Consider the following 18157-nt stretch of genomic DNA (forward strand, 5'->3'; position numbering starts at 1 on the left):
ACTACGGTCGGCGGACCCGATACGCCAGGCTGAAGGCATGACAGAAACACTTTCGGCCCGCGCGGCGGGTGCGGGCCGGCTCGGATCGTTCCAGGTGAACCGTGTCGGATTCGGCACCATGAAACTGACCGGCTGGCCCGCGGGCAAGCAGCCCACCCGCGAGACCGCGCACGCGATCCTGCGCCGCGCGGTAGAGCTGGGCGTCAACCACATCGACACCTCGCAGTTCTACGACCGTGACGGCATCAATGCCAACGAACTGATTCGCGAGGCCCTGCACCCCTATCCGGACGACCTGGTCCTGGTCACCAAATTCGCCGCGATCGACCCCGGCCTGACCCCCGACGGCCTGCGCAAGAACGTCGAGATCAACCTCGAGACCCTGGGCATCGACCAGATCGACGTGGTGAACCTGCGCCTGGGCGATAATCTGGCCCCCGTCGAGGGCTCCCTGGCCGAGCCGCTCACCGCCCTGGCGAAGCTCCAGGAGGAGGGCCTGATCAAGCACCTGGGCATCTCCAACATCACCCACACCCAGTTCAACGAGGCCCGCGACCTGGCCCCCTTCGTCTGCGTCCAGAACGCCTACAACGTAGCCATGCGCAACGACGACCCCCTGATCGCCGCCTGCGAAGAGGCCGGAGTCGCCTTCGTCCCCTTCTTCCCGGTAGGCGGTTTCCAACCCCTCCTGACCGAACACCTCGACACGGTAGCCACCCGCCACAACGCCTCCCCCCAGCAAATAGCCCTCGCCTGGCTCCTGACCCGCTCCCCGAACATCCTGCTCATCCCCGGCACCTCCGACCCCGCCCACCTGGAGGAGAACATCGCCGCCGGAACCCTGAAACTCACCGAAGAGGACTTGGCCCTCATCGGCTGACACCGAGCCATCCCGGCCCGCCGACCGCAGATATCGCAGTCGGCGGGCCGGATGCCGCACCTCGATATTACTCGACAACTCTGACATTCGGCGCTCCGTGCGCAGCGAACCATTCCTCGAGCTCTGCGCCAGCCAATATATTGGCTTCGGTCACATGAATTGGGCCACGAACATCACCTGTCGCATCCGTGATATCTGCACCGAAGAGTTGAGACTCGGACAAACGGGCTGGGCTGGGGCCGAACCGGCACCGCTGCAGGTTTGCATTACGGAGATCGGCTTGCCGAAAGTTTGTAGAACTGAGCTGGCAATCCTGTAGGTTCGCATATCGCAAATCCGATTTCACGAATGAGGCTCGAAACAGGTTAGCGGTCGACAGGTCGGCCGAGGTCGCTTCGCATTCATCCGCCTCAACCTTGTGCATGTAAGCGCCGGACAGATTGGTGCGCCGCATCGTCGCCCCGCTCAAAGTGGCGCGATTGAGATCAACGTTGTTCAGATTGGTGCCGTCGAGATTAGCTACCGCAAGATATGCTTCCGATAAATTAACGCCGTGTAGATCCGCGCCTGAAAAGTCCAAGCCAGCACCCCCGAGCGTCGCATATTGGCCAGCGCTCCGCACGCGCAGGTACTGCTCCAAAGCAGTCGATGCGTCAGGGTTCGTTGGCCATGACGTCACCTTGTAGGTATAGGTCCTGGACTCGTTCATAATAAGCTCCACTGTACTATGCTATGGCTTGTGGACAACGACCTTCCCTGACCATTGCGGGTTCTCCGCGATGGCGTCCTGTACATCTTTGAATCCGGATGAAGACAAGTTCTGCGGATCGATGATGACGTTCTCCCCTGTTGCAATCTCATCATTGACCATACTCACGAAGTCGGTACGATTGTATGCTCCTCGCATCGTGGGAGGCATCGGTTTACCTGCCATAGGTCCCGCATTGGATGGAAACGTATCCGTGGGTTGCTTCATGTCCCAATGCTGTCCATTGGCGTCAACGAACTCGCCTGTATCCTTTCCGTTTTCGAACGGGGCTCGTGTAATCGGTCCAGCAAGCTGTCCTTTATTCTCCAGGGATAGTCCCACCTCTGCCTCTCTGCGTGACTTATCAGATATTTGACCGCCATGCGCAGGATCCTTGGCCAGTTCATCGGCCCGCTGATCATATTCGGCTGTCCCGGGGGTATTGGAGGTGTTGGCAGGGCTGGTTCTACCTGCACTGCTGCTTGCTTCCTCAGACTCGATCTCCTGCGGTGTGAGGCTGTCGATTTCGTCGAGGTCTCGGCTTACGTTGGCGACTACGTTCTCCTCCTTGGCGCCGAGGCCGAGGATGCGGGCGATGTTGGAGGTGTTGACGAAGCCGGTGATCGAGTCGGCGGCGGTTTCGAAGTAGGAGCGGAAGGCGGCGAGGGAGGCGCCGTTGAGGATGACGCCTGCCCCGGCTGAGACGAAGTCGGCGAGGACGTCGACGGCCAGGGTTATTGTGATGGCCTCTTCGAGGTCGGTGATCGTCTTTTTGATGTTGGCGCGCAGCTCGTGGAGGGGCTTGGCGTAGGCGCCGGTTTCGGTGGCCAGCTGGTTGGCGGAGGCATAGATCTTGTAGGCCGAGTCGGAGAGGGTTTCGACGAGGTCGTCGAGGTCGGCTATCTCGTGGGCCTGGTTTTGGCGCAGCGCGCTGGCTACGTCGCTGATGCGGCTTCCGGCGTATTCGATGTCGGACTTCAGGAATGCTTTCCAGGCGGTGGTGGCGGCATCGAGTTTGTCGGTGTTGCCGTCGGGGATGTGGATGTGGATGTTTTCCATCAGCGCGGCGATGGAGACCAGGCCGTCGCCGGGGCCACCTGATGCCGGTGCTCCGGCCCAGCACAGCGGCACCGGGGCGGGCACGCTGGCGGGTTTGGTGGGAGCTGGGCCTTTGTGGGGGTTGATGTCGGCGTTGTAGTCGGCCAAGGCGTGGTTGTAACCGGCGAGCGCCACGAGGCTGCCGAAGTAGGGGAGGGTTTGGGCGAGCCGCCGGGCATTGTCGATCGTGTCGTTGGCGCGGGCGTCGTAGCTGGTGGCCCAGGCTGTCGCCTCGGTGCTCGTCCCGGCCATGGATCCGGTGTCCAACAGTGCCTGGACCAGCTTGGTGGTGCCGTTGTCGATGTTGCTGCCGATGTCGGTGAGCTTCTTCGCCGCGTCGTAATAGACCTGCGGGTCGACCTTGATCATCGGTGGCCGAACATGCGGGTGTTCGCCGTGTCGACCGCGGTGTATTGGGTGTGCGCATTGCGGGCCACCGTGCCCATATCCTTGACGCCGTCGACGAATTCTCTTGCCGCTGCGGACCATTCACGGTGCGCGTTCTCGTGCGCGGTAGCCGCGGCGCCTTGCCAGGATCCCGAATGCACGGCCGCGCTTTTCTGATCGAGGGTGTCCAGGTGCTCGGAGATGAATCCCACCAGGCTGGACAGGCGGCTGACGACGTTGTCGAGCTGGTTGAGGTCGACCTCGTATTCGCCGCTCATCACAGATTCAGGCTGGAGACTCTGCCGGCGAACTGATTGTCCTGGGCGCGATAGGAATCGGCGGTGACTCCGAGCGAGGCGGCCATGGTCGTCAATGCGTCGATGATTTTGTTCCCACCGTCCTGGCACTCGGTCCAGCCATCGGCGAAGCTGGTCGCGGCCGAGCTGGACCAGCCGTTCTCGGTCAGTGAGGTGACATCGCGTCCGGCGTTGGCCAGCGCGGTCCGCAGTGTCTCGGCGAGGTCGTAGGCGTATTTACCCAGTGCGGTCACATCGTCCGGTATGACGGACAAATCGGGACTTCCCCCACTCCCAGTCATGAAAATGCACGCTATCACAGCTTTTCGGCGGTCGGTTCGGGTTGAATCGGCTACCGGGGCATCAGTGAATTCCGTCGGCGAGAGGGCCCGGGCGAGACCCTGCCGGCGCCGGTTCCGGAGCGCGGGCGGTCCGAGACGCCGACGGTCCGTGCCCAGCGTGCGGCACGGACCGTCGTGTCGAAATCAATCCCGGGCGAGCTGCTTGGCCAGTGCCCAGATGACGAGAATGTCGACGGCGATGATCACCAGCGACCAGAACGGGTACATCGACGCGAAAGCGAAATTGGCCAGGACGCTCACCGCGGCGAAGACGATACCGGTCAGATAGCCCCACGCCTTGCCGGTCACGATGCCTATTCCGGCGATGATGATCAGCGCCGCGATGACCACGTGTATCCAGCCCCAGGCCGTCAGGTTGATCCGGAAGATCTCGTCGGCGTCGACGACGAACACGTCCCGCTTGGCGATGGCGGCGATGCCGGTCAGCAGGTGCATCACACCCGCGATCAGGATGAGCACGCCGGCGAACAGAGTCCACGAGGTGGATGAGGCGCCGGTCCTCGTGGTGGTGGGTACTGCCATGGCACAAACTCCTTCCGTAGGAGGATCGGGCCGAGCGTGAGCGCGGTGCCAGCATCTGGCAAACTGCGAGCGCCCCTTAGCGTACGTCCGGGGGAGTGGTCATTTGTGTTGCGAGCCCGTGTGACGCGGTGCATTTCACGGCGGTGGGTGATAGCGGAGTGGGTCGCCTCACGCTTGTGCGCACCCTCTTAGAGGGTGCGAAGACACAAGGTCTTGTGCTGTGCGAGGATGTCGGCCCCCAGTAGTAGTGTTCAAGGCGAGCATGATCCGGCAAGGTGAGAAGGGTGAGTGAGCGGGCGTGAAACTGATCGATCGAGTGTCTGCGATCAACTGGAATCGGGTGCCCGACGAGAAGGATGCCGAGGTCTGGGACAGGCTCACGGGCAACTTCTGGTTGCCCGAGAAGGTCCCGGTTTCCAACGACATCCCGTCGTGGGCCACCCTGAACCCGCACGAAAAGCAGCTCACCATGCGGGTTTTCACCGGCCTGACCCTGCTGGACACCATCCAGGGCACGGTGGGCGCGGTCAGCCTTATCCCAGACGCGCTGACCCCCCATGAGGAGGCGGTGTACACCAACATCGCGTTCATGGAGTCGGTGCACGCCAAGAGCTACAGCTCCATCTTCTCCACCCTGTGCTCGACCCGCGAGATCGACGACGCGTTCCGCTGGTCCGAGGAGAATCGCAACCTCCAGCGCAAGGCCGAGATCGTCCTGGACTACTACCGGGGCGACGAGCCGCTCAAGCGCAAGGTGGCCTCCACACTGCTGGAGAGCTTCCTGTTCTACTCCGGCTTCTACCTGCCCATGTACTGGTCCTCGCGCGCCAAACTCACCAACACCGCCGACCTGATCCGCCTGATCATCCGCGACGAAGCCGTGCACGGCTACTACATCGGCTACAAGTACCAGAAGGGCCTGGAGCAGCTCACCGAGCCCGAGCGCGAAGAGCTGAAGAGCTACACCTTCGAGCTGCTGTTCGAGCTGTACGAGAACGAGGTCGAGTACACCCAGGACCTCTACGACGAGGTCGGCCTCACCGAAGACGTCAAGAAGTTCCTGCGCTACAACGCCAACAAGGCCCTGATGAACCTCGGCTACGAGGGCCTGTTCCCCAAGGACGAAACCGACGTCAACCCCGCCATCCTCTCGGCCCTGTCCCCGAACGCCGACGAGAACCACGACTTCTTCTCGGGCTCGGGCTCGAGTTATGTGATCGGCAAGGCGGTCAACACGGAGGATGAGGACTGGGAGTTCTGAGCCCGCTCGGGTGGGCTGTCCTGGGATAGCGGCTATACGGACCGCCGACAGCAACAAATCGCCGACGCACAAGTGCGGTGGTCCGTCGGCTCCGAGGCCGATCGAGGCGGGTGTACTGGTCAGTGCGCTTGGGCTACCACGTCGAGGAGTGTGCTGGCCAAACGTGCTGTGGCAGGAGTCATCTGGGCGGCCGGCGGTGAGGCCAGGTAGACCTGCCAGATCACCGGGGTTGTGAGTTCGACGTGGTGTAGGGCGCTGAAGCGACGGGCCTCGGATAGGGGCATGAAGGCTGTGCCGAGGCCGTTGGTTACCAGGTCGGCTATGGCGGTGTAGCCGGCGGGGACCTCGTAGTGGGTTCGGGGGTGGACTCCGGCGGCGTGGAATGCTTCGTCCATCAGGCGGCGCAGGCCGAATTCGGGTGGGTAGCCGACGAAATCGTCGGTGGTGGTCTCGGTGAGGTCGATGCGTTCGCGGGTGGCGAGGGGGTGTTCCGCGGGGCAGACGAAGACCATGGGCTCCTCGAACATCAGGTGCATGTCGAGTTGCGGGGGGAAGCGGTTGGGCATCGAGATCAGTGCCAGGTCCAGTGATCCTTCGACCAGGGCGGACAAGTAGGCCGACGCACCCGCCTGGCTGAGGCGCAATCGCAGGCGTACGTGGGGGTTGGCCCGGTGGAATTGGCCGAGTGCACCGGCTACGTCCAGGGGGCCGAACGAGATCAGCGAACCGAATTCGACCGTGCCCGAGAGAGTTCCGCGAAAGTCGCTGACGGATTCGGCGGCCGCGCGGGTGGCGCGCAGCACCCCGTAGGCATGGGTGCGGAAGTGCTCGCCTGCGGCGGTGAGCCTGATCTGCTGCCGGGACCGGTCGAACAGCCGCACCCCGAGTTCGCGTTCGAGTTTCGCGATCGACGCCGACAGGGCCGATTGCACGACGTGTGCCCGCTCGGTGGCCCGCGAGAAGCTCATCTCCTCGGCGACCGCGAGGAAATGCTCGATCTGCCGTACCTCCACCGCTGCACTTTATCAATTTCAACGATGAAACTGATCCAAAGCAATCGTTGGACTCGATGGCAACGACCAGGTGTGATGGAAACACACCACCCCGTACCAAGGAGCGAATGCAATGAGCAGTGCCGATCGCGACGACACCATCGGCGAGCGGGCGCGGACGGTCAGCGGTTTCAGCCGAAGGAGTTTCGCTCGCCTGGCCACCGCGGTGGCGGGTGTGAGCACGGTCGCCGCATGCGCGTCGCCGGCCGTGCAGGCCGGACCGCCGGTCGCGCCGCAGCACACGCTGGGGCCGGTCAAGCAGGTGAACGCGGGCGAGCTCAGCATCGGCTACACCGAGGCGGGCCCGGCGAGCGGTCAGGCGGTCATCCTGTTGCACGGCTGGCCGTACGACATCCACAGCTATGCCGACGTCTCGGCGATCCTGGCGGCACAGGGCTTTCGCGTGATCGTCCCGTATCTGCGCGGCTTCGGCACCACGCGATTCCTGTCCGCCGGAACCGTCCGCAACGGCCAGCAGGCCGCGATCGCCCATGACGTGATCGCTCTGATGGATGCGTTGAACATTCCCAGCGCCATCCTCGGTGGCTACGACTGGGGTGGCCGCACCGCCGACATCGTCGCCGCGCTGTGGCCGCAACGGGTTTCCGCACTGGTGGCCGTCAGCGGCTATCTCGTCGCCAACGTGGCGGCCAACGCCGAACCGCTTGCGCCGCAGGCGGAATACGGCTGGTGGTACCAGTACTACTTCAGCACCCAACGCGGAGAACTCGGCTACCGCCAGTACACCAAGGACTTCAACCGGCTCATCTGGAAGATCGCCTCACCGCACTGGAATTTCACCGAGGCGACCTACGACCTGACCGCCACCGCATTCGACAATCCGGACCACGTCGACATCGTGGTGCACAACTACCGGTGGCGGCTCGGCCTGGCGCCGGGCGAGGCGCGCTACGACGCCGACGAGAACCGGCTCGCCGCCAAACCTCCGATCACGGTGCCCACCATCACGATTGCGAGCGACTTCGACGGCCCCGCCAAGGACGGAACCGGCTACCGCAAGCTCTACACCGGCCCCTACCAGCACCGCACCCTCGACGGAATCGGGCACAACGTGCCGCAGGAAGCTCCCAGCCAATTCGCCACGGCCATCCGCGATGTCGCCCGAATGGGCGCTCGGTGAGTCGCTCAGCCGTCGTCTCGCGCGTACCGTCCCATGACCCAGCTGCGGCGGCCCGGTGGCTCGATCGTGGTGACCGCGACGCCGTCCTTGATGAGTTCCTCCTGGACGACCATGCCCTCGGCGACGGCCTGTGTCCATGCCTGGGTGGGGCCGACGCCCCACTCCAGCCAAGGGGCGATGTCGTCCATGACCAGGATCGTGTCCGGCCCGGCGAACTCCCGCATGTTGGCCAGGTCGCCCGTGGCGATCTCGTAGGTGTGGCCGCCGTCGATGAAGATCAGGTCGAATGTCAGGTGCGGGTTGATCTTTCGGAAGGTCGGCACGGTGGCGAGGGAGTTGCCCGCCACGAGTACGTGCCTGCCGGGGAAGATCTCATCGATGTGCTGCTTGGCCGTGCTCACGTACACGTGCTCGGCGATGTCGAAGGAGCACACCATCGCTGTCGGGTTGGCCGTCAGGAACGCGTAGGTCGAGAACCCGGCGTTGAATCCGATTTCGGCAATGAAGCGCACGTGGGGTTCGGCGGCAAGCTTGGCAAGATACTGCAGTTCCGCGGGATCGGAGGCTCCCGAGATAGGCAGACCCCAGTCCGCTGCTTGCTTGACCAACCCTACGAGAAAATCCAACGGCATCTGCCAACTTCATCACATAACAAGCCCATTCCGTATCGCAGCCTCTCGCCTGGTATGCGGAAGATCCGATCGGTCTACGGTTGGCAGGCATCAGCTCGCGCCGAATGCATATCGCGGGTGACGGGGCGTCACCCGCATTAGGCTGCCCAGATGTAGCTCTTACGTGCCGGGCGCCGATGAGCGAGCGGCTCGCACCGGATGCACAGCAAGCACACAGGGCGCAATCGGCAGGCAATCAGCTTCGGTAGCTAACTTCAAGTATCAAGTGGATCACCTGTAGTCGAGATCCGCTGCGTGTGAGAGCCGTTCGGCGCGTCACTCGAGAGGGGCAGGAACATGGCGCATACATCGGATTTCGTCATCGGACCGGCGCGACCGGTCGTGGCGGCGACGGTGCGCACCTGCCGACAGCCGGCGAGGGGAGTACCGACGATGACCTCGACCGTTCCTGTGGTCCTGCTGCACGGGCAGCCGGGTGACCGCTCGGCCTGGGACGGTGTGCGTCGCTATCTGCCGTCCTCGGTGCGCGCATTGGCCTGGGACAGGCCGGGGTACGGCGACAACACCGCGCCCGGGGGCACACTCGAGGACAACGCGGCGTGGTTGCTCGACCGGCTCGATCGCGAGGGCGTCCGCGACGCCGTGCTGGTCGGGCATTCCTACGGTGGCGGAGTGGCACTGGCGGCGGCCGCGATGGCGCCCGAGCGGGTGCGCGGGCTGGTTTCCGTCGCCGGGATAGGCCCCGGGTGCGTCAACACCTGGGACGAGGTGATGGCCGCACCGGTCGCCGGGCCGATGTTGAACATCGCGATGTGGCAGATGATGCCGTGGCTGGCCCGCCAAGACCGCAAGCATCGCCCGAACGCCGAGGTGACGGCCTGGCGTTCGCTGGCCGATATCCGCTACGAGCACGGTGCGGTCTGGCGTACCGTGCTGCTGGAGCAGCGTGAGCTACTGACCAGCCTCGACGACTGGATCGAGCGACTCGGTGCGCCCGCGATGCCCGCGTTGATCCTGGCCGATCCGACCGATAGAGTCGTCCCGATCTCCACCGCACGCGCGCTGCACGATCGGTTCCCTCGATCCCGCCTCGAGCTGGTCGAAGGGGGCGGACACCTGCTGCCGCAGCGGATTCCGGAAGTGATCGCGGCGAAGATAGGTGAGTTTGTCGATTCGGTGGGCTGAACAGGTCCGGGTGGGCGCCCGCGACCGGGTGCAGGCATATCTGCGTGAAGAACTTCGCTACCCCGAACCGCCTCCGATGGCGGCAGACCGCGGGCTGCTGCGCCGGGTCGGCGAGGAGGTTCGCTGGTCGTTCACCGCACCACGCGACTGGCTCGAGGGCGTCGGCATCAATGTGGTGCTCTCGCTGCTGTACCTGGTCTACTCTCCGCTGGCTCACCGGCACCACCAGTTCGGCTGGGTGGTGCTGGTCGGCACGTACTTCGCGACGTTCATCCTGGCCGACGTCACCACCACCAACGTGCTGGGCCTGGACGCGGCCAGGGTGCGCTCCAGCATGGCCGGCGGAATGTCCCTACGCGGTATCCTGCTCACGAAAAACATTGCGCTGCTGGTGATCGTCGGTCTGCCGACGCTGGTGATGACCGCGATCCTGGCGCATACACTGCACGCCCGAGCGCTCACCGGGACGCTGTTCGCCGTGGCATTGCCGCTGCTGTGCTGGCTCGGGGTCGGCAACGTCATCTCGGTGCTGCTGGCCGTGGAGACCCGAACCCTGATCCGGCGCTGGCGCGAATTGCGCAGCTGGGCCACCGTCCTGTGGATCGTCCATCTGATGCTCCCATACGGCCTGTACTACCTGATCGCTCCCATCGACGGCCAACAGCACGATCCACTGCTGCGACTTCTGCCTCACATCGACCGCAGCCTGCGCTTCATCTGGAACGCGGGCCTGGGTCTCCTGGTCTGGATCCTGGGCACCGCGATCGCCCTCGCGATCGTGCGCCGCCGTGGCCTGCGTATCTACTGACCCTCGCCCCTAGCGTTTCTGCCACTGAACAAGACGTGTGTGCAGTGAGCAACAGCTACATCGTTTGCTCACTGCACATGCAGTTTGCTCAGTAGCGACCTGAGCGGTGGATTACCGGTGTTCACTGACCAACTCGGTGGCGATCGGAGACGCGCGGATCAGTCGGTGACGTAGCCGTTCAGCGAGTCGTGCAGATCGCTCAGGATTGCCCGGGCCGCGGTGATGCCCGAACCGTGCCAGATGGTGTCGTCGACGGCGAAGTTGCGGTTGTCCGAGACGGCCTCGAGCTTTTTCCAGTCGTCGCTGTGCATGACCTTCTGGCCGTAGTCCTTGCCGTCCTTGCCGTCGAACATCACGTAGATGATGTCGCCCTCGACCTTGTCGCGGTCGGCGTCGGTGGCGAGGCTGTCGACGGTGAAGGAGGCGCCCCGCTGGGCTGTGGGCCGCTGCACACCGGCGTCGGCCAGGACCGCGCCGGCGAAGGTGTCGTCGCCCTGGACCTGGGCGTCCTTGGCGTCGAACCGCAGCACCGAGGCCTGAGAGAGCTTCGCGGCGATCGAGACTCCCATCTGGTGAGCATCGGTGTGGTATTGCGAGATCGCGGTGGTTCCGGCGCCCGCGCGGTCCATGGCGTCGGCGAAGGCGCTGAACGAGGCCTGCCAGCTGGGATCCTTGCCGATCAGCACGGTGGGCGCGATACCGTGCAACGCCCCCGCGTCGCCGTCGCCGACCGTGCCGAGGATGAGATCCGGGTGCCGCGCAGAGACTTTCGCCACATCCACCGCACCCGTGGCGCCCACGCTCGGTACCACCTGCATGCCATAACCCAGATATGTCGGCTGCGGGGTCGGTCCGGAAATCGTTGTCGCGCCGACGACTCGCTGCCACAGCCCCAGGGCGCAGACCGCGTCGAGGGCGGCGGTGTCGAGCACGACGATCCGCTTGGGATCGGCCGGTACCTGCACGGCGCCGCTCGGAGTGGTCACGGTATGAGTGCCCGTGTCTTGATCGGGGGCGCTGGGCAGCGGGCAGGCCTTGGAGGTGTCGCGCTCGACGCCGACCACATCGGCGGTGGCGATCTTGGTGGTGGTGCGCACGATCGAACTCGGGTTGTCCGAGGACCCATTGCTACATGCGGTCAAAACGCCCACGGCAGCGACCAATAGCAAGCAACCGGCACGCAAACGCCGTGCATATGCCCGGTCGTGGGTATGAATGTTTCGGCGCTGAGTCACCGGCATGCGGGGAAGGCTACACGGCGGGACCGACATCCGATCGCGACACCAAGTACGACACTGAGTAGGACCGGACGCGATGGTTGCGGCAGCACGGTTTACGATCCGTAGTAGCGAAAGCCAGCGTCGTTCGTCGTGCGTCGATCCAAGGAACGCCACAGACGTACGGAGCCTGACCAAGAACGACGACCAGAAGGCACACCTTCAGGAGGATCAGTGACTGCTGTAGAGCCCCAGCCAGTCCCCCAATTGGAAGCGACTCGGCCGTACCCGAAACGTCTGGGTCCGAAGGGTTCGTTCATCTACAAGTTGATCACCACCACTGACCCGAAGGTCCTCGGGATGATGTACCTGGTGACGGCCATGTCGTTCTTCATGATCGGCGGCCTGATGGCCTTGTTGATGCGCGCAGAGCTGGCCCGCCCGGGCCTGCAGTTCCTCTCACCCGAGCAGTTCAACCAGCTGTTCACCATGCACGGCACGATCATGCTGCTGTTCTATGCGACCGCGATCGTGTTCGGCTTCGCCAACATCGTGCTCCCGCTGCAGATCGGCGCCCCCGACGTCGCCTTCCCGCGCTTGAACGCCTTCAGCTACTGGCTGTACCTGTTCGGCGCATCTTTGGCGACCGCCGGCTTCGTCACCCCCGGTGGCGCCGCCGACTTCGGCTGGACCGCCTACACCCCCCTCTCGGACATCGTGCACTCTCCGGGTGTCGGCGCCGACCTGTGGATCATGGGCATGGCCGTCTCCGGTTTGGGCACCATCCTCGGCGGTGTGAACATGCTGACCACGGTGGTCTGCCTGCGCTGCCCGGGGATGACGCTGTTCCGGATGCCGATCTTCACCTGGAATATCGCCGTCACCAGCGTGCTGATTCTGCTGGCCTTCCCGTTGCTGACGGCCGCGTTGTTCGGGTTGGCCTACGACCGGCACCTGGGTGGGCATATCTACGACCCGGCCAATGGCGGAACGATCTTGTATCAGCATCTGTTCTGGTATTTCGGTCACCCCGAGGTCTACATCATCGCGCTACCGTTCTTCGGTATCGTCTCGGAGGTCTTCCCGGTATTCAGCCGTAAACCGATCTTCGGGTACACCACCCTGGTCTACGCGACGCTGGGCATCGCCGCGCTGTCGATCGCGGTGTGGGCGCACCACATGTATGCCACCGGTGCGGTGTTGCTGCCGTACTTCTCGTTCATGACCTTCCTGATCGCGGTGCCGACCGGCGTGAAGTTCTTCAACTGGATCGGCACCATGTGGCGTGGTCAGTTGACGTTCGAGACGCCGATGCTGTGGTCCGTCGGATTCCTTACCACCTTCTTGTTCGGTGGTCTGTCGGGCGTCATTCTGGCCAGCCCGCCGCTGGACTTCCACGTGTCGGACACCTACTTCGTGGTCGCGCACTTCCACTACGTGCTCTTCGGCACCATCGTGTTCGCCACCTTCGCGGGCATCTACTTCTGGTTCCCGAAGATGACCGGCCGCATGATGGACGAGCGCCTGGGCAAGTGGCACTTCTGGACCACTATGGTCGGCTTCCACACCACCTTCCTGGTGCAGCACTGGCTGGGCGCCGAGGGCATGCCGCGCCGCTACGCCGACTACCTGCCGAGTGACGGTTTCACCACGCTGAACACCATCTCTACGATCGGCGCGTTCATCCTGGGCGCCTCGCAGCTGCCCTTCATTTGGAACGTATTCAAGTCGTACCGGTACGGCGAGGTCGTGACCGTGGACGATCCGTGGGGCTACGGCAACTCGCTGGAGTGGGCGACCTCCTGCCCGCCCCCGCGGCACAACTTCTACGAGCTGCCGCGTGTCCGGTCCGAGCGTCCGGCGTTCGAGCTGCACTACCCGCACATGGTCGACAGGATGCGGGCCGAGGCCCACGTCGGCTGGGGCGGGAAGGCGCACACCGTCGAGGAAAAGGACAAGGTGCACAGCTAGCACGACGAATTTTCCCGGCGCGGCGGCCGTCTTTCGAGACGGCCGCCGCGCTTGTTTTTTCATGCCGCTGACCGGGCCGGGGTGATCCCGGACACGTGCCGCGGACGGGTTCGTACCCGCCGGTATCGACCTGAGACAATGAGCGTGCCGCACAGGCGGCGTACGCATGTCACGAGAGGAACTCATTAATCGTGAGCACGTCCGAGTCCGATGCCGGGGCGGGGACGACCGTTCTGATCACCGTCACCGGACCCGATAAGCCCGGCGTCACCTCGGTTCTGCTGGCGGCCCTGTCGCGCAACGAGGTCAGCCTTCTGGATGTCGAGCAGGTCGTGATCCGCGGTCGGCTCACCCTGGGCGTGCTGGTGTCGTGCCCGCGCGATCCGGAGGACGTGCAGGATCAGCTCGAGGACGCGATGACGTCGATCGGCATGCAGGTCGACGTGGAGATCGGCGCGGACTCCACGGTCGGCGCCCGATTGTCGACCCATGCGATCGTGGTGCTGGGCAGCCCGGTGACCGCGCGGGCGTTCAGCGTGATCGCCCGCAAACTGGCCGCGCAGAACGTCAACATCGATGCGATCCGCGGCATCGCCGACTATCCGGTGACCGGCTTGGAACTCATGGTGACCGCCCCGCCCACGGACGACGCGGAGACCCGTCTGCGCACCACCCTGGCCGAGATCGCGGCGAAACAGAGCATCGACATCGCCGTGGAACGCGCGGGCCTGGCCCGGCGTGCCAAGCGGCTGATCGTGTTCGACGTGGACTCCACGCTCATCCAGGGCGAGGTGATCGAGATGCTGGCCGCACACGCCGGCGTCGAGGATCAGGTCCGCGGGGTCACCGAGGCCGCCATGCGCGGGGAAATCGACTTCTCCGAATCGCTGCGCCAGCGCGTGGCGACCCTGAGCGGACTGTCCGAGTCGGTGATCGACGAGGTCGCCGACAGCATCGAGTTGACGCCGGGTGCGCGTACCACCATCCGCACACTGCGTCGTCTTGGGTTCCGCTGTGGTGTGGTGTCCGGAGGCTTCCGTCAGGTGATCGAGCCGCTGGCGCACGAACTGGAGCTGGATTTCGTCCAGGCCAATACGCTCGAGGTGGTCGGCGGCCGGTTGACCGGCAAGGTCGTCGGGGAGATCGTCGACCGGCCCGGTAAGGCGGTGGCGCTGCGGCGTTTCGCGGCCGAGGCAGGGGTGCCGATGGAGCAGACCGTCGCGGTCGGCGACGGCGCGAACGATATCGACATGCTCAACGCGGCGGGCCTGGGCATCGCCTTCAACGCCAAGCCCGCGCTGCGCGAGATCGCCGACGCGGCTCTGTCGCATCCATATCTGGACGCGGTGCTGTTCATCCTCGGCGTCACCCGCGACGAGGTGGAGGCCGCCGACGCTCGTGATGGACTGCTGCGTCGGGTGCCGCTGACCTGAGCGGGCGCGTCCCGAATGAGCCGGAATGCCCGGTCCGGGCCGAAACACGTCCAGTTGCGGACAAGTTGCCGATGATGTCCGCGTCGAGCGGAGTATCCGATCGCTGCAAAATTGCTCGACTGCCCGGATAAATTGGTTACGAGCGGTGATACACAGAGGGAGGAACGCGTGTCCGCAGCGGCCGGAGAGGGACCAGGATCGGATTCGGCGGGGCTGGTGACCACCGATCCCGTACTCGACGCCGGATTCATCGCGCGGCATGCCGAATTGGCGCGGGGATACGGTGGCGGCGGTGATCCCGACGATCCGGCGCTGGTGCAGGCGATGCAGATCGTGCTGCATATTCCGAAGCCGGATCCGCCACGCCGCAGCGCCCTGCTGGCGGCCGCGGCGGCCGCATCGCTCGCGCTGTGCATGGACCCGCGCGTCGGTCCGGACGGGGAGTGGGAGCAGCGGTATCTGAGCTGGAAGCGTTCGCGTATCCGCAAGGTCGCGCGGCGGGCCCGCGGCGCGCAATGGCTGGCCGCGAACGAGGTGGCCGGGGTGAGCGTCGAATTCGAGGGCGCGCAGGCGCGGGCGCTGGTCCCGGGTCCGGTCGGTGATATCGACCCGCGCATCCGCAGGCTCCAGATCGGCGGCACCGATATCGAACCGGACAGTCCAGGCCCGATCGATCCGGAACTCCCTGTGCTATGGGTTGATTCGGAATTGGGTATGACTGTTGGCAAGGCCGCGGCACAGGTCGGTCACGCGAGCATGCTGCTGGCCGGTGCTCTGTCTGTGGAGCGAGTGTTCGAGTGGGGCCGTAACGGCTACGCGTGTTCGGTGCGCGAGGCCGGGGCGCGGTGGCCCGATCTGATTCGCCGGGTCGGGGAGGGGTCGGCGACGGCTGTGCGCGATGCCGGGTTCACCGAGGTGGCGCCCGGTTCGATGACGGTTATCGCCGTAGCGGCGCAGTAGCGCGGTCGAATATCACGGTCGCCCGAGCCTGCGCCTGGCGCACATGAGCCGCACGCTCGACGTGACGGCCCGGGTGCGGCAGTGTCGGATACGAGTCCGCGGGAGGGTGCCACGGATATGACCACAGTGTGGATAGTGCTGGGCGCCTGGGTGGCGTGCTCGATTCCGATCGCCCTGATCCTGGCCCGATTGTTTCGTCGGCCCCGCCATCGGCGTCCGGACGATCATCCCTCATCCGACGGCGTCGGATCATCCGATGGCACGGACCCGCGGGGCGACGGCGGCCCGTCCGGAAGTGCTACTGAATCGCCCGAAAATGCCGAATTTCACCGGGGCGGCGATGAATCCACGTCTCGTTGACGGCCTCGCGGCATATGACGCATTAAGTCCATACGGACCATGTTGGGAATCATTCGAGCGCGTGGTCCAAGATGGAGCCCGTGCGCCAACCGGATCCCGATCTACTCATCGACTTCGACAACGTAACCGTACGACGTTCGGGCCATACGCTGGTGGGTCCGCTCACCTGGCAAGTGGAGCTAGACGAACGCTGGGTCGTGCTCGGCCCCAACGGCGCGGGCAAGACCTCCCTGCTTCGCATGGCCGCCGCTGACATGTACCCCACCTCGGGCACCGCCGTTCTGCTGGGGGAGACGCTGGGGCGGACCGATATCAACGAATTGCGCCCGCGCATCGGGATGTCGTCGGCGGCCGTGGCCGCGCGTGTGCCGCTGGATGAGAAGGTCGGTGATCTGGTCGTCTCGGCGGGTTATGCGGTGATGGGTCGCTGGCGCGAGCAGTACGAGGACATGGACACCGACCGCGCGGTCGACATGCTGGAAAGCGTCGGTGCGGAACATCTTTCCGACCGCGCCTACGGCACCCTGTCCGAGGGCGAGCGCAAGCGGGTGCTGATCGCGCGGGCGCTGATGAGCGATCCGGAATTGCTGCTGCTGGACGAGCCCGCCGCGGGCCTGGATCTGGGCAGCCGCGAGGAACTGGTGGAGAAGCTCGGCGATCTGGCCTCGGATCCGGACGCACCCGCGACCGTCCTGGTCACCCACCACGTGGAGGAGATCCCGCCGGGCTTCTCGCACGGCCTGCTGCTCAACGAGGGCAGCGTCGTCGCACAGGGCCTGCTCGAGGACGTGCTCACGGCGGAGAACCTGAGTAAGGCGTTCCGGCAGTCGATCACCCTGGACCGCATCGACGGCCGCTATTTCGCCCGGCGCAGCCGCCGGTTGGGCCGGCATCGGAGCAACCGCAATCGGTGAGTCGCGGCGGGCGCAATCGCTATCCCGATCCGGGGTGGACTCGAGCGGGCGTTAGGGTGCGAAGAGTGAGTGAGCGTGCGAGTGGACCATCCGTCGAGGCCGATTCGGCGCCCCCGCCGGTGAAGGACGCCTCGACGGTGATGCTGGTACGGGACGGCGCATCCGGGCCCGAGGTGTTCCTGCAACGGCGGGTCAAGGCGATGGCGTTCGCGGCGGGGATGACGGTATTTCCCGGCGGCGGGGTCGATGCCAGCGATGCGCAGGCCGAAATCGCGTGGGCCGGACCGGGGCCCGCGTGGTGGGGGGAGCGGTTCGGCGTCGACGCGGCCCGGGCGCAGGCGCTGGTGTGCGCCGCGGTGCGCGAGACGTTCGAGGAGTGCGGGGTGCTGCTGGCCGGGCCGACGGCCGATACCGTCGTATCCGACACCGCCGCCTATGCCGCGGCCCGCGCCGAACTGGAGCGCCGCGAGCTGTCCCTGGGCCAGTTCCTCGCCCGCGAGAACCTGGTGCTGCGCGCGGATCTGCTGCGTCCCTGGGCGAACTGGATCACCCCGGTCATCGAGCCGCGCCGGTACGACACCCGCTTCTTCGTCGCCGTACTGCCCTCGGGGCAGCGCGCGGACGGGGCGACCTCCGAGGCACTCGAGGTGCGGTGGTGCACGCCCGCCGAGGCCCTCGATCGCTGGCGAGCGGGCACCGATGTGCTGCTGCCGCCCACCTGGTCGCAGCTGGTCAACCTCGGTGAGTTCGCCTCCACGGCGGAAATCCTCGCCGCCGCGCCGACCCTCGAGCCGATCCGGCCGATCTTCAGCACCCAGAACGGGCAGCAGCGGCTGAATTTCCCGGACAATGAGCGTTACTACGCGGAATTCCCCGGCGGGATTCGGCTCCAGGGTTCTCGGCGCGTGGACTGAGTGCCCACGATCCGTG

18 protein-coding genes are annotated in these 18157 nt (G+C 65.1%); 10 read left to right on the forward strand and 8 right to left on the reverse strand.

The genetic code is table 11. The annotated features are described in order from the left end of the window. Window positions 1-37: 37 nt before the first annotated feature. The gene (locus JZ791_RS24905; RefSeq protein WP_216897634.1) at window positions 38-880 is read left to right on the forward strand and encodes an oxidoreductase; all 843 of its coding nucleotides are present in this window, start codon (window positions 38-40) and stop codon (window positions 878-880) included. Between the two features lie 67 nt (window positions 881-947). On the opposite strand, the gene JZ791_RS24910 is transcribed toward JZ791_RS24905, so the two are convergent. The 5 genes from JZ791_RS24910 to JZ791_RS24930 form a co-directional block, all read right to left on the reverse strand. Beyond that, window positions 948-1589, reverse strand: coding sequence for a pentapeptide repeat-containing protein (locus JZ791_RS24910; RefSeq protein WP_216897635.1), 642 nt, complete (start codon window positions 1587-1589; stop codon window positions 948-950). A gap of 21 nt (window positions 1590-1610) precedes the next feature. Then, entirely contained in the window at window positions 1611-3095 is a 1485-nt protein-coding gene (locus JZ791_RS24915; RefSeq protein WP_216897636.1) for a hypothetical protein, read from the reverse strand. Then, on the reverse strand, window positions 3092-3391 hold the full coding sequence (locus JZ791_RS24920; RefSeq protein WP_216897637.1) for a WXG100 family type VII secretion target: 300 nt from the start codon (window positions 3389-3391) through the stop codon (window positions 3092-3094). The genes JZ791_RS24915 and JZ791_RS24920 overlap by 4 nt, the downstream gene beginning before the upstream one ends. After that, complete coding sequence (locus JZ791_RS24925; RefSeq protein WP_254206258.1) at window positions 3391-3711, reverse strand: WXG100 family type VII secretion target; 321 nt, start codon at window positions 3709-3711, stop codon at window positions 3391-3393. The genes JZ791_RS24920 and JZ791_RS24925 overlap by 1 nt, the downstream gene beginning before the upstream one ends. Before the next feature lie 183 nt (window positions 3712-3894). Then, window positions 3895-4293: a DUF7144 family membrane protein gene (locus tag JZ791_RS24930; RefSeq protein ID WP_216897638.1), complete on the reverse strand. Its 399-nt coding sequence runs from the start codon at window positions 4291-4293 to the stop codon at window positions 3895-3897. Between the two features lie 298 nt (window positions 4294-4591). Between JZ791_RS24930 and nrdF the strand changes: the two genes are divergently transcribed. Further along, window positions 4592-5554, forward strand: coding sequence for a class 1b ribonucleoside-diphosphate reductase subunit beta (gene nrdF / locus JZ791_RS24935; RefSeq protein ID WP_216897639.1), 963 nt, complete (start codon window positions 4592-4594; stop codon window positions 5552-5554). 119 nt (window positions 5555-5673) lie between these two features. On the opposite strand, the gene JZ791_RS24940 is transcribed toward nrdF, so the two are convergent. Next, window positions 5674-6567, reverse strand: a complete 894-nt coding sequence (locus JZ791_RS24940; RefSeq protein ID WP_216897640.1) for a LysR family transcriptional regulator — start codon at window positions 6565-6567, stop codon at window positions 5674-5676. 112 nt (window positions 6568-6679) lie between these two features. Between JZ791_RS24940 and JZ791_RS24945 the strand changes: the two genes are divergently transcribed. Then, entirely contained in the window at window positions 6680-7747 is a 1068-nt protein-coding gene (locus JZ791_RS24945) for an alpha/beta fold hydrolase (RefSeq protein WP_216897641.1), read from the forward strand. A 5-nt stretch (window positions 7748-7752) separates the two neighbouring features. Here JZ791_RS24945 and JZ791_RS24950 read toward each other — a convergent pair whose 3' ends face one another. After that, entirely contained in the window at window positions 7753-8379 is a 627-nt protein-coding gene (locus JZ791_RS24950) for a class I SAM-dependent methyltransferase (protein ID WP_216897642.1), read from the reverse strand. Between the two features lie 432 nt (window positions 8380-8811). On the opposite strand from JZ791_RS24950, the gene JZ791_RS24955 reads away from it, so the two are divergent. Further along, entirely contained in the window at window positions 8812-9564 is a 753-nt protein-coding gene (locus tag JZ791_RS24955; protein WP_216897643.1) for an alpha/beta fold hydrolase, read from the forward strand. Then, window positions 9539-10372: a hypothetical protein gene (locus tag JZ791_RS24960; protein WP_216897644.1), complete on the forward strand. Its 834-nt coding sequence runs from the start codon at window positions 9539-9541 to the stop codon at window positions 10370-10372. The genes JZ791_RS24955 and JZ791_RS24960 overlap by 26 nt, the downstream gene beginning before the upstream one ends. 158 nt (window positions 10373-10530) lie before the next feature. Here JZ791_RS24960 and JZ791_RS24965 read toward each other — a convergent pair whose 3' ends face one another. Further along, the gene (locus JZ791_RS24965; RefSeq protein ID WP_308163075.1) at window positions 10531-11469 is read right to left on the reverse strand and encodes an ABC transporter substrate-binding protein; all 939 of its coding nucleotides are present in this window, start codon (window positions 11467-11469) and stop codon (window positions 10531-10533) included. Between the two features lie 354 nt (window positions 11470-11823). On the opposite strand from JZ791_RS24965, the gene ctaD reads away from it, so the two are divergent. The 5 genes from ctaD to JZ791_RS24990 all read left to right on the forward strand — a co-directional run bounded on the left by ctaD (window position 11824) and on the right by JZ791_RS24990 (window position 18141). Beyond that, window positions 11824-13560, forward strand: coding sequence for an aa3-type cytochrome oxidase subunit I (ctaD, locus tag JZ791_RS24970; protein WP_216897646.1), 1737 nt, complete (start codon window positions 11824-11826; stop codon window positions 13558-13560). Between the two features lie 191 nt (window positions 13561-13751). Continuing rightward, window positions 13752-14993, forward strand: a complete 1242-nt coding sequence (gene serB, locus JZ791_RS24975) for a phosphoserine phosphatase SerB (RefSeq protein ID WP_216897647.1) — start codon at window positions 13752-13754, stop codon at window positions 14991-14993. Between the two features lie 213 nt (window positions 14994-15206). Continuing rightward, the gene (locus JZ791_RS24980; RefSeq protein ID WP_254206265.1) at window positions 15207-15953 is read left to right on the forward strand and encodes a peptidyl-tRNA hydrolase; all 747 of its coding nucleotides are present in this window, start codon (window positions 15207-15209) and stop codon (window positions 15951-15953) included. A 431-nt stretch (window positions 15954-16384) separates the two neighbouring features. Next, a complete protein-coding gene (locus JZ791_RS24985; RefSeq protein ID WP_216897648.1) occupies window positions 16385-17227 on the forward strand; it encodes an ABC transporter ATP-binding protein in 843 nt (280 codons plus the stop codon). A 140-nt stretch (window positions 17228-17367) separates the two neighbouring features. Further along, the gene (locus JZ791_RS24990) at window positions 17368-18141 is read left to right on the forward strand and encodes an NUDIX hydrolase (RefSeq protein ID WP_216897664.1); all 774 of its coding nucleotides are present in this window, start codon (window positions 17368-17370) and stop codon (window positions 18139-18141) included. Window positions 18142-18157 lie beyond the last annotated feature (16 nt).

The sequence above is a fragment of the Nocardia alni genome (assembly GCF_019038435.1).
GTDB classification, from domain to species: Bacteria; Actinomycetota; Actinomycetes; order Mycobacteriales; family Mycobacteriaceae; genus Nocardia; species Nocardia alni.

Bases quoted from the DNA above. Each gene is read 5' to 3' on its own strand.
- JZ791_RS24955 (WP_216897643.1), top strand. From the start codon at position 8,812: ATGACCTCGACCGTTCCTGTGGTCCTGCTGCACGGGCAGCCGGGTGAC.
- JZ791_RS24920 (WP_216897637.1), bottom strand. From the start codon at position 3,391: ATGAGCGGCGAATACGAGGTCGACCTCAACCAGCTCGACAACGTCGTC.
- JZ791_RS24915 (WP_216897636.1), bottom strand. From the start codon at position 3,095: ATGATCAAGGTCGACCCGCAGGTCTATTACGACGCGGCGAAGAAGCTC.
- JZ791_RS24950 (WP_216897642.1), bottom strand. From the start codon at position 8,379: ATGCCGTTGGATTTTCTCGTAGGGTTGGTCAAGCAAGCAGCGGACTGG.
- JZ791_RS24910 (WP_216897635.1), bottom strand. From the start codon at position 1,589: ATGAACGAGTCCAGGACCTATACCTACAAGGTGACGTCATGGCCAACG.
- JZ791_RS24925 (WP_254206258.1), bottom strand. From the start codon at position 3,711: ATGACTGGGAGTGGGGGAAGTCCCGATTTGTCCGTCATACCGGACGAT.
- JZ791_RS24945 (WP_216897641.1), top strand. From the start codon at position 6,680: ATGAGCAGTGCCGATCGCGACGACACCATCGGCGAGCGGGCGCGGACG.
- JZ791_RS24990 (WP_216897664.1), top strand. From the start codon at position 17,368: ATGCTGGTACGGGACGGCGCATCCGGGCCCGAGGTGTTCCTGCAACGG.
- JZ791_RS24930 (WP_216897638.1), bottom strand. From the start codon at position 4,293: ATGGCAGTACCCACCACCACGAGGACCGGCGCCTCATCCACCTCGTGG.
- JZ791_RS24985 (WP_216897648.1), top strand. From the start codon at position 16,385: ATGGAGCCCGTGCGCCAACCGGATCCCGATCTACTCATCGACTTCGAC.
- JZ791_RS24905 (WP_216897634.1), top strand. From the start codon at position 38: ATGACAGAAACACTTTCGGCCCGCGCGGCGGGTGCGGGCCGGCTCGGA.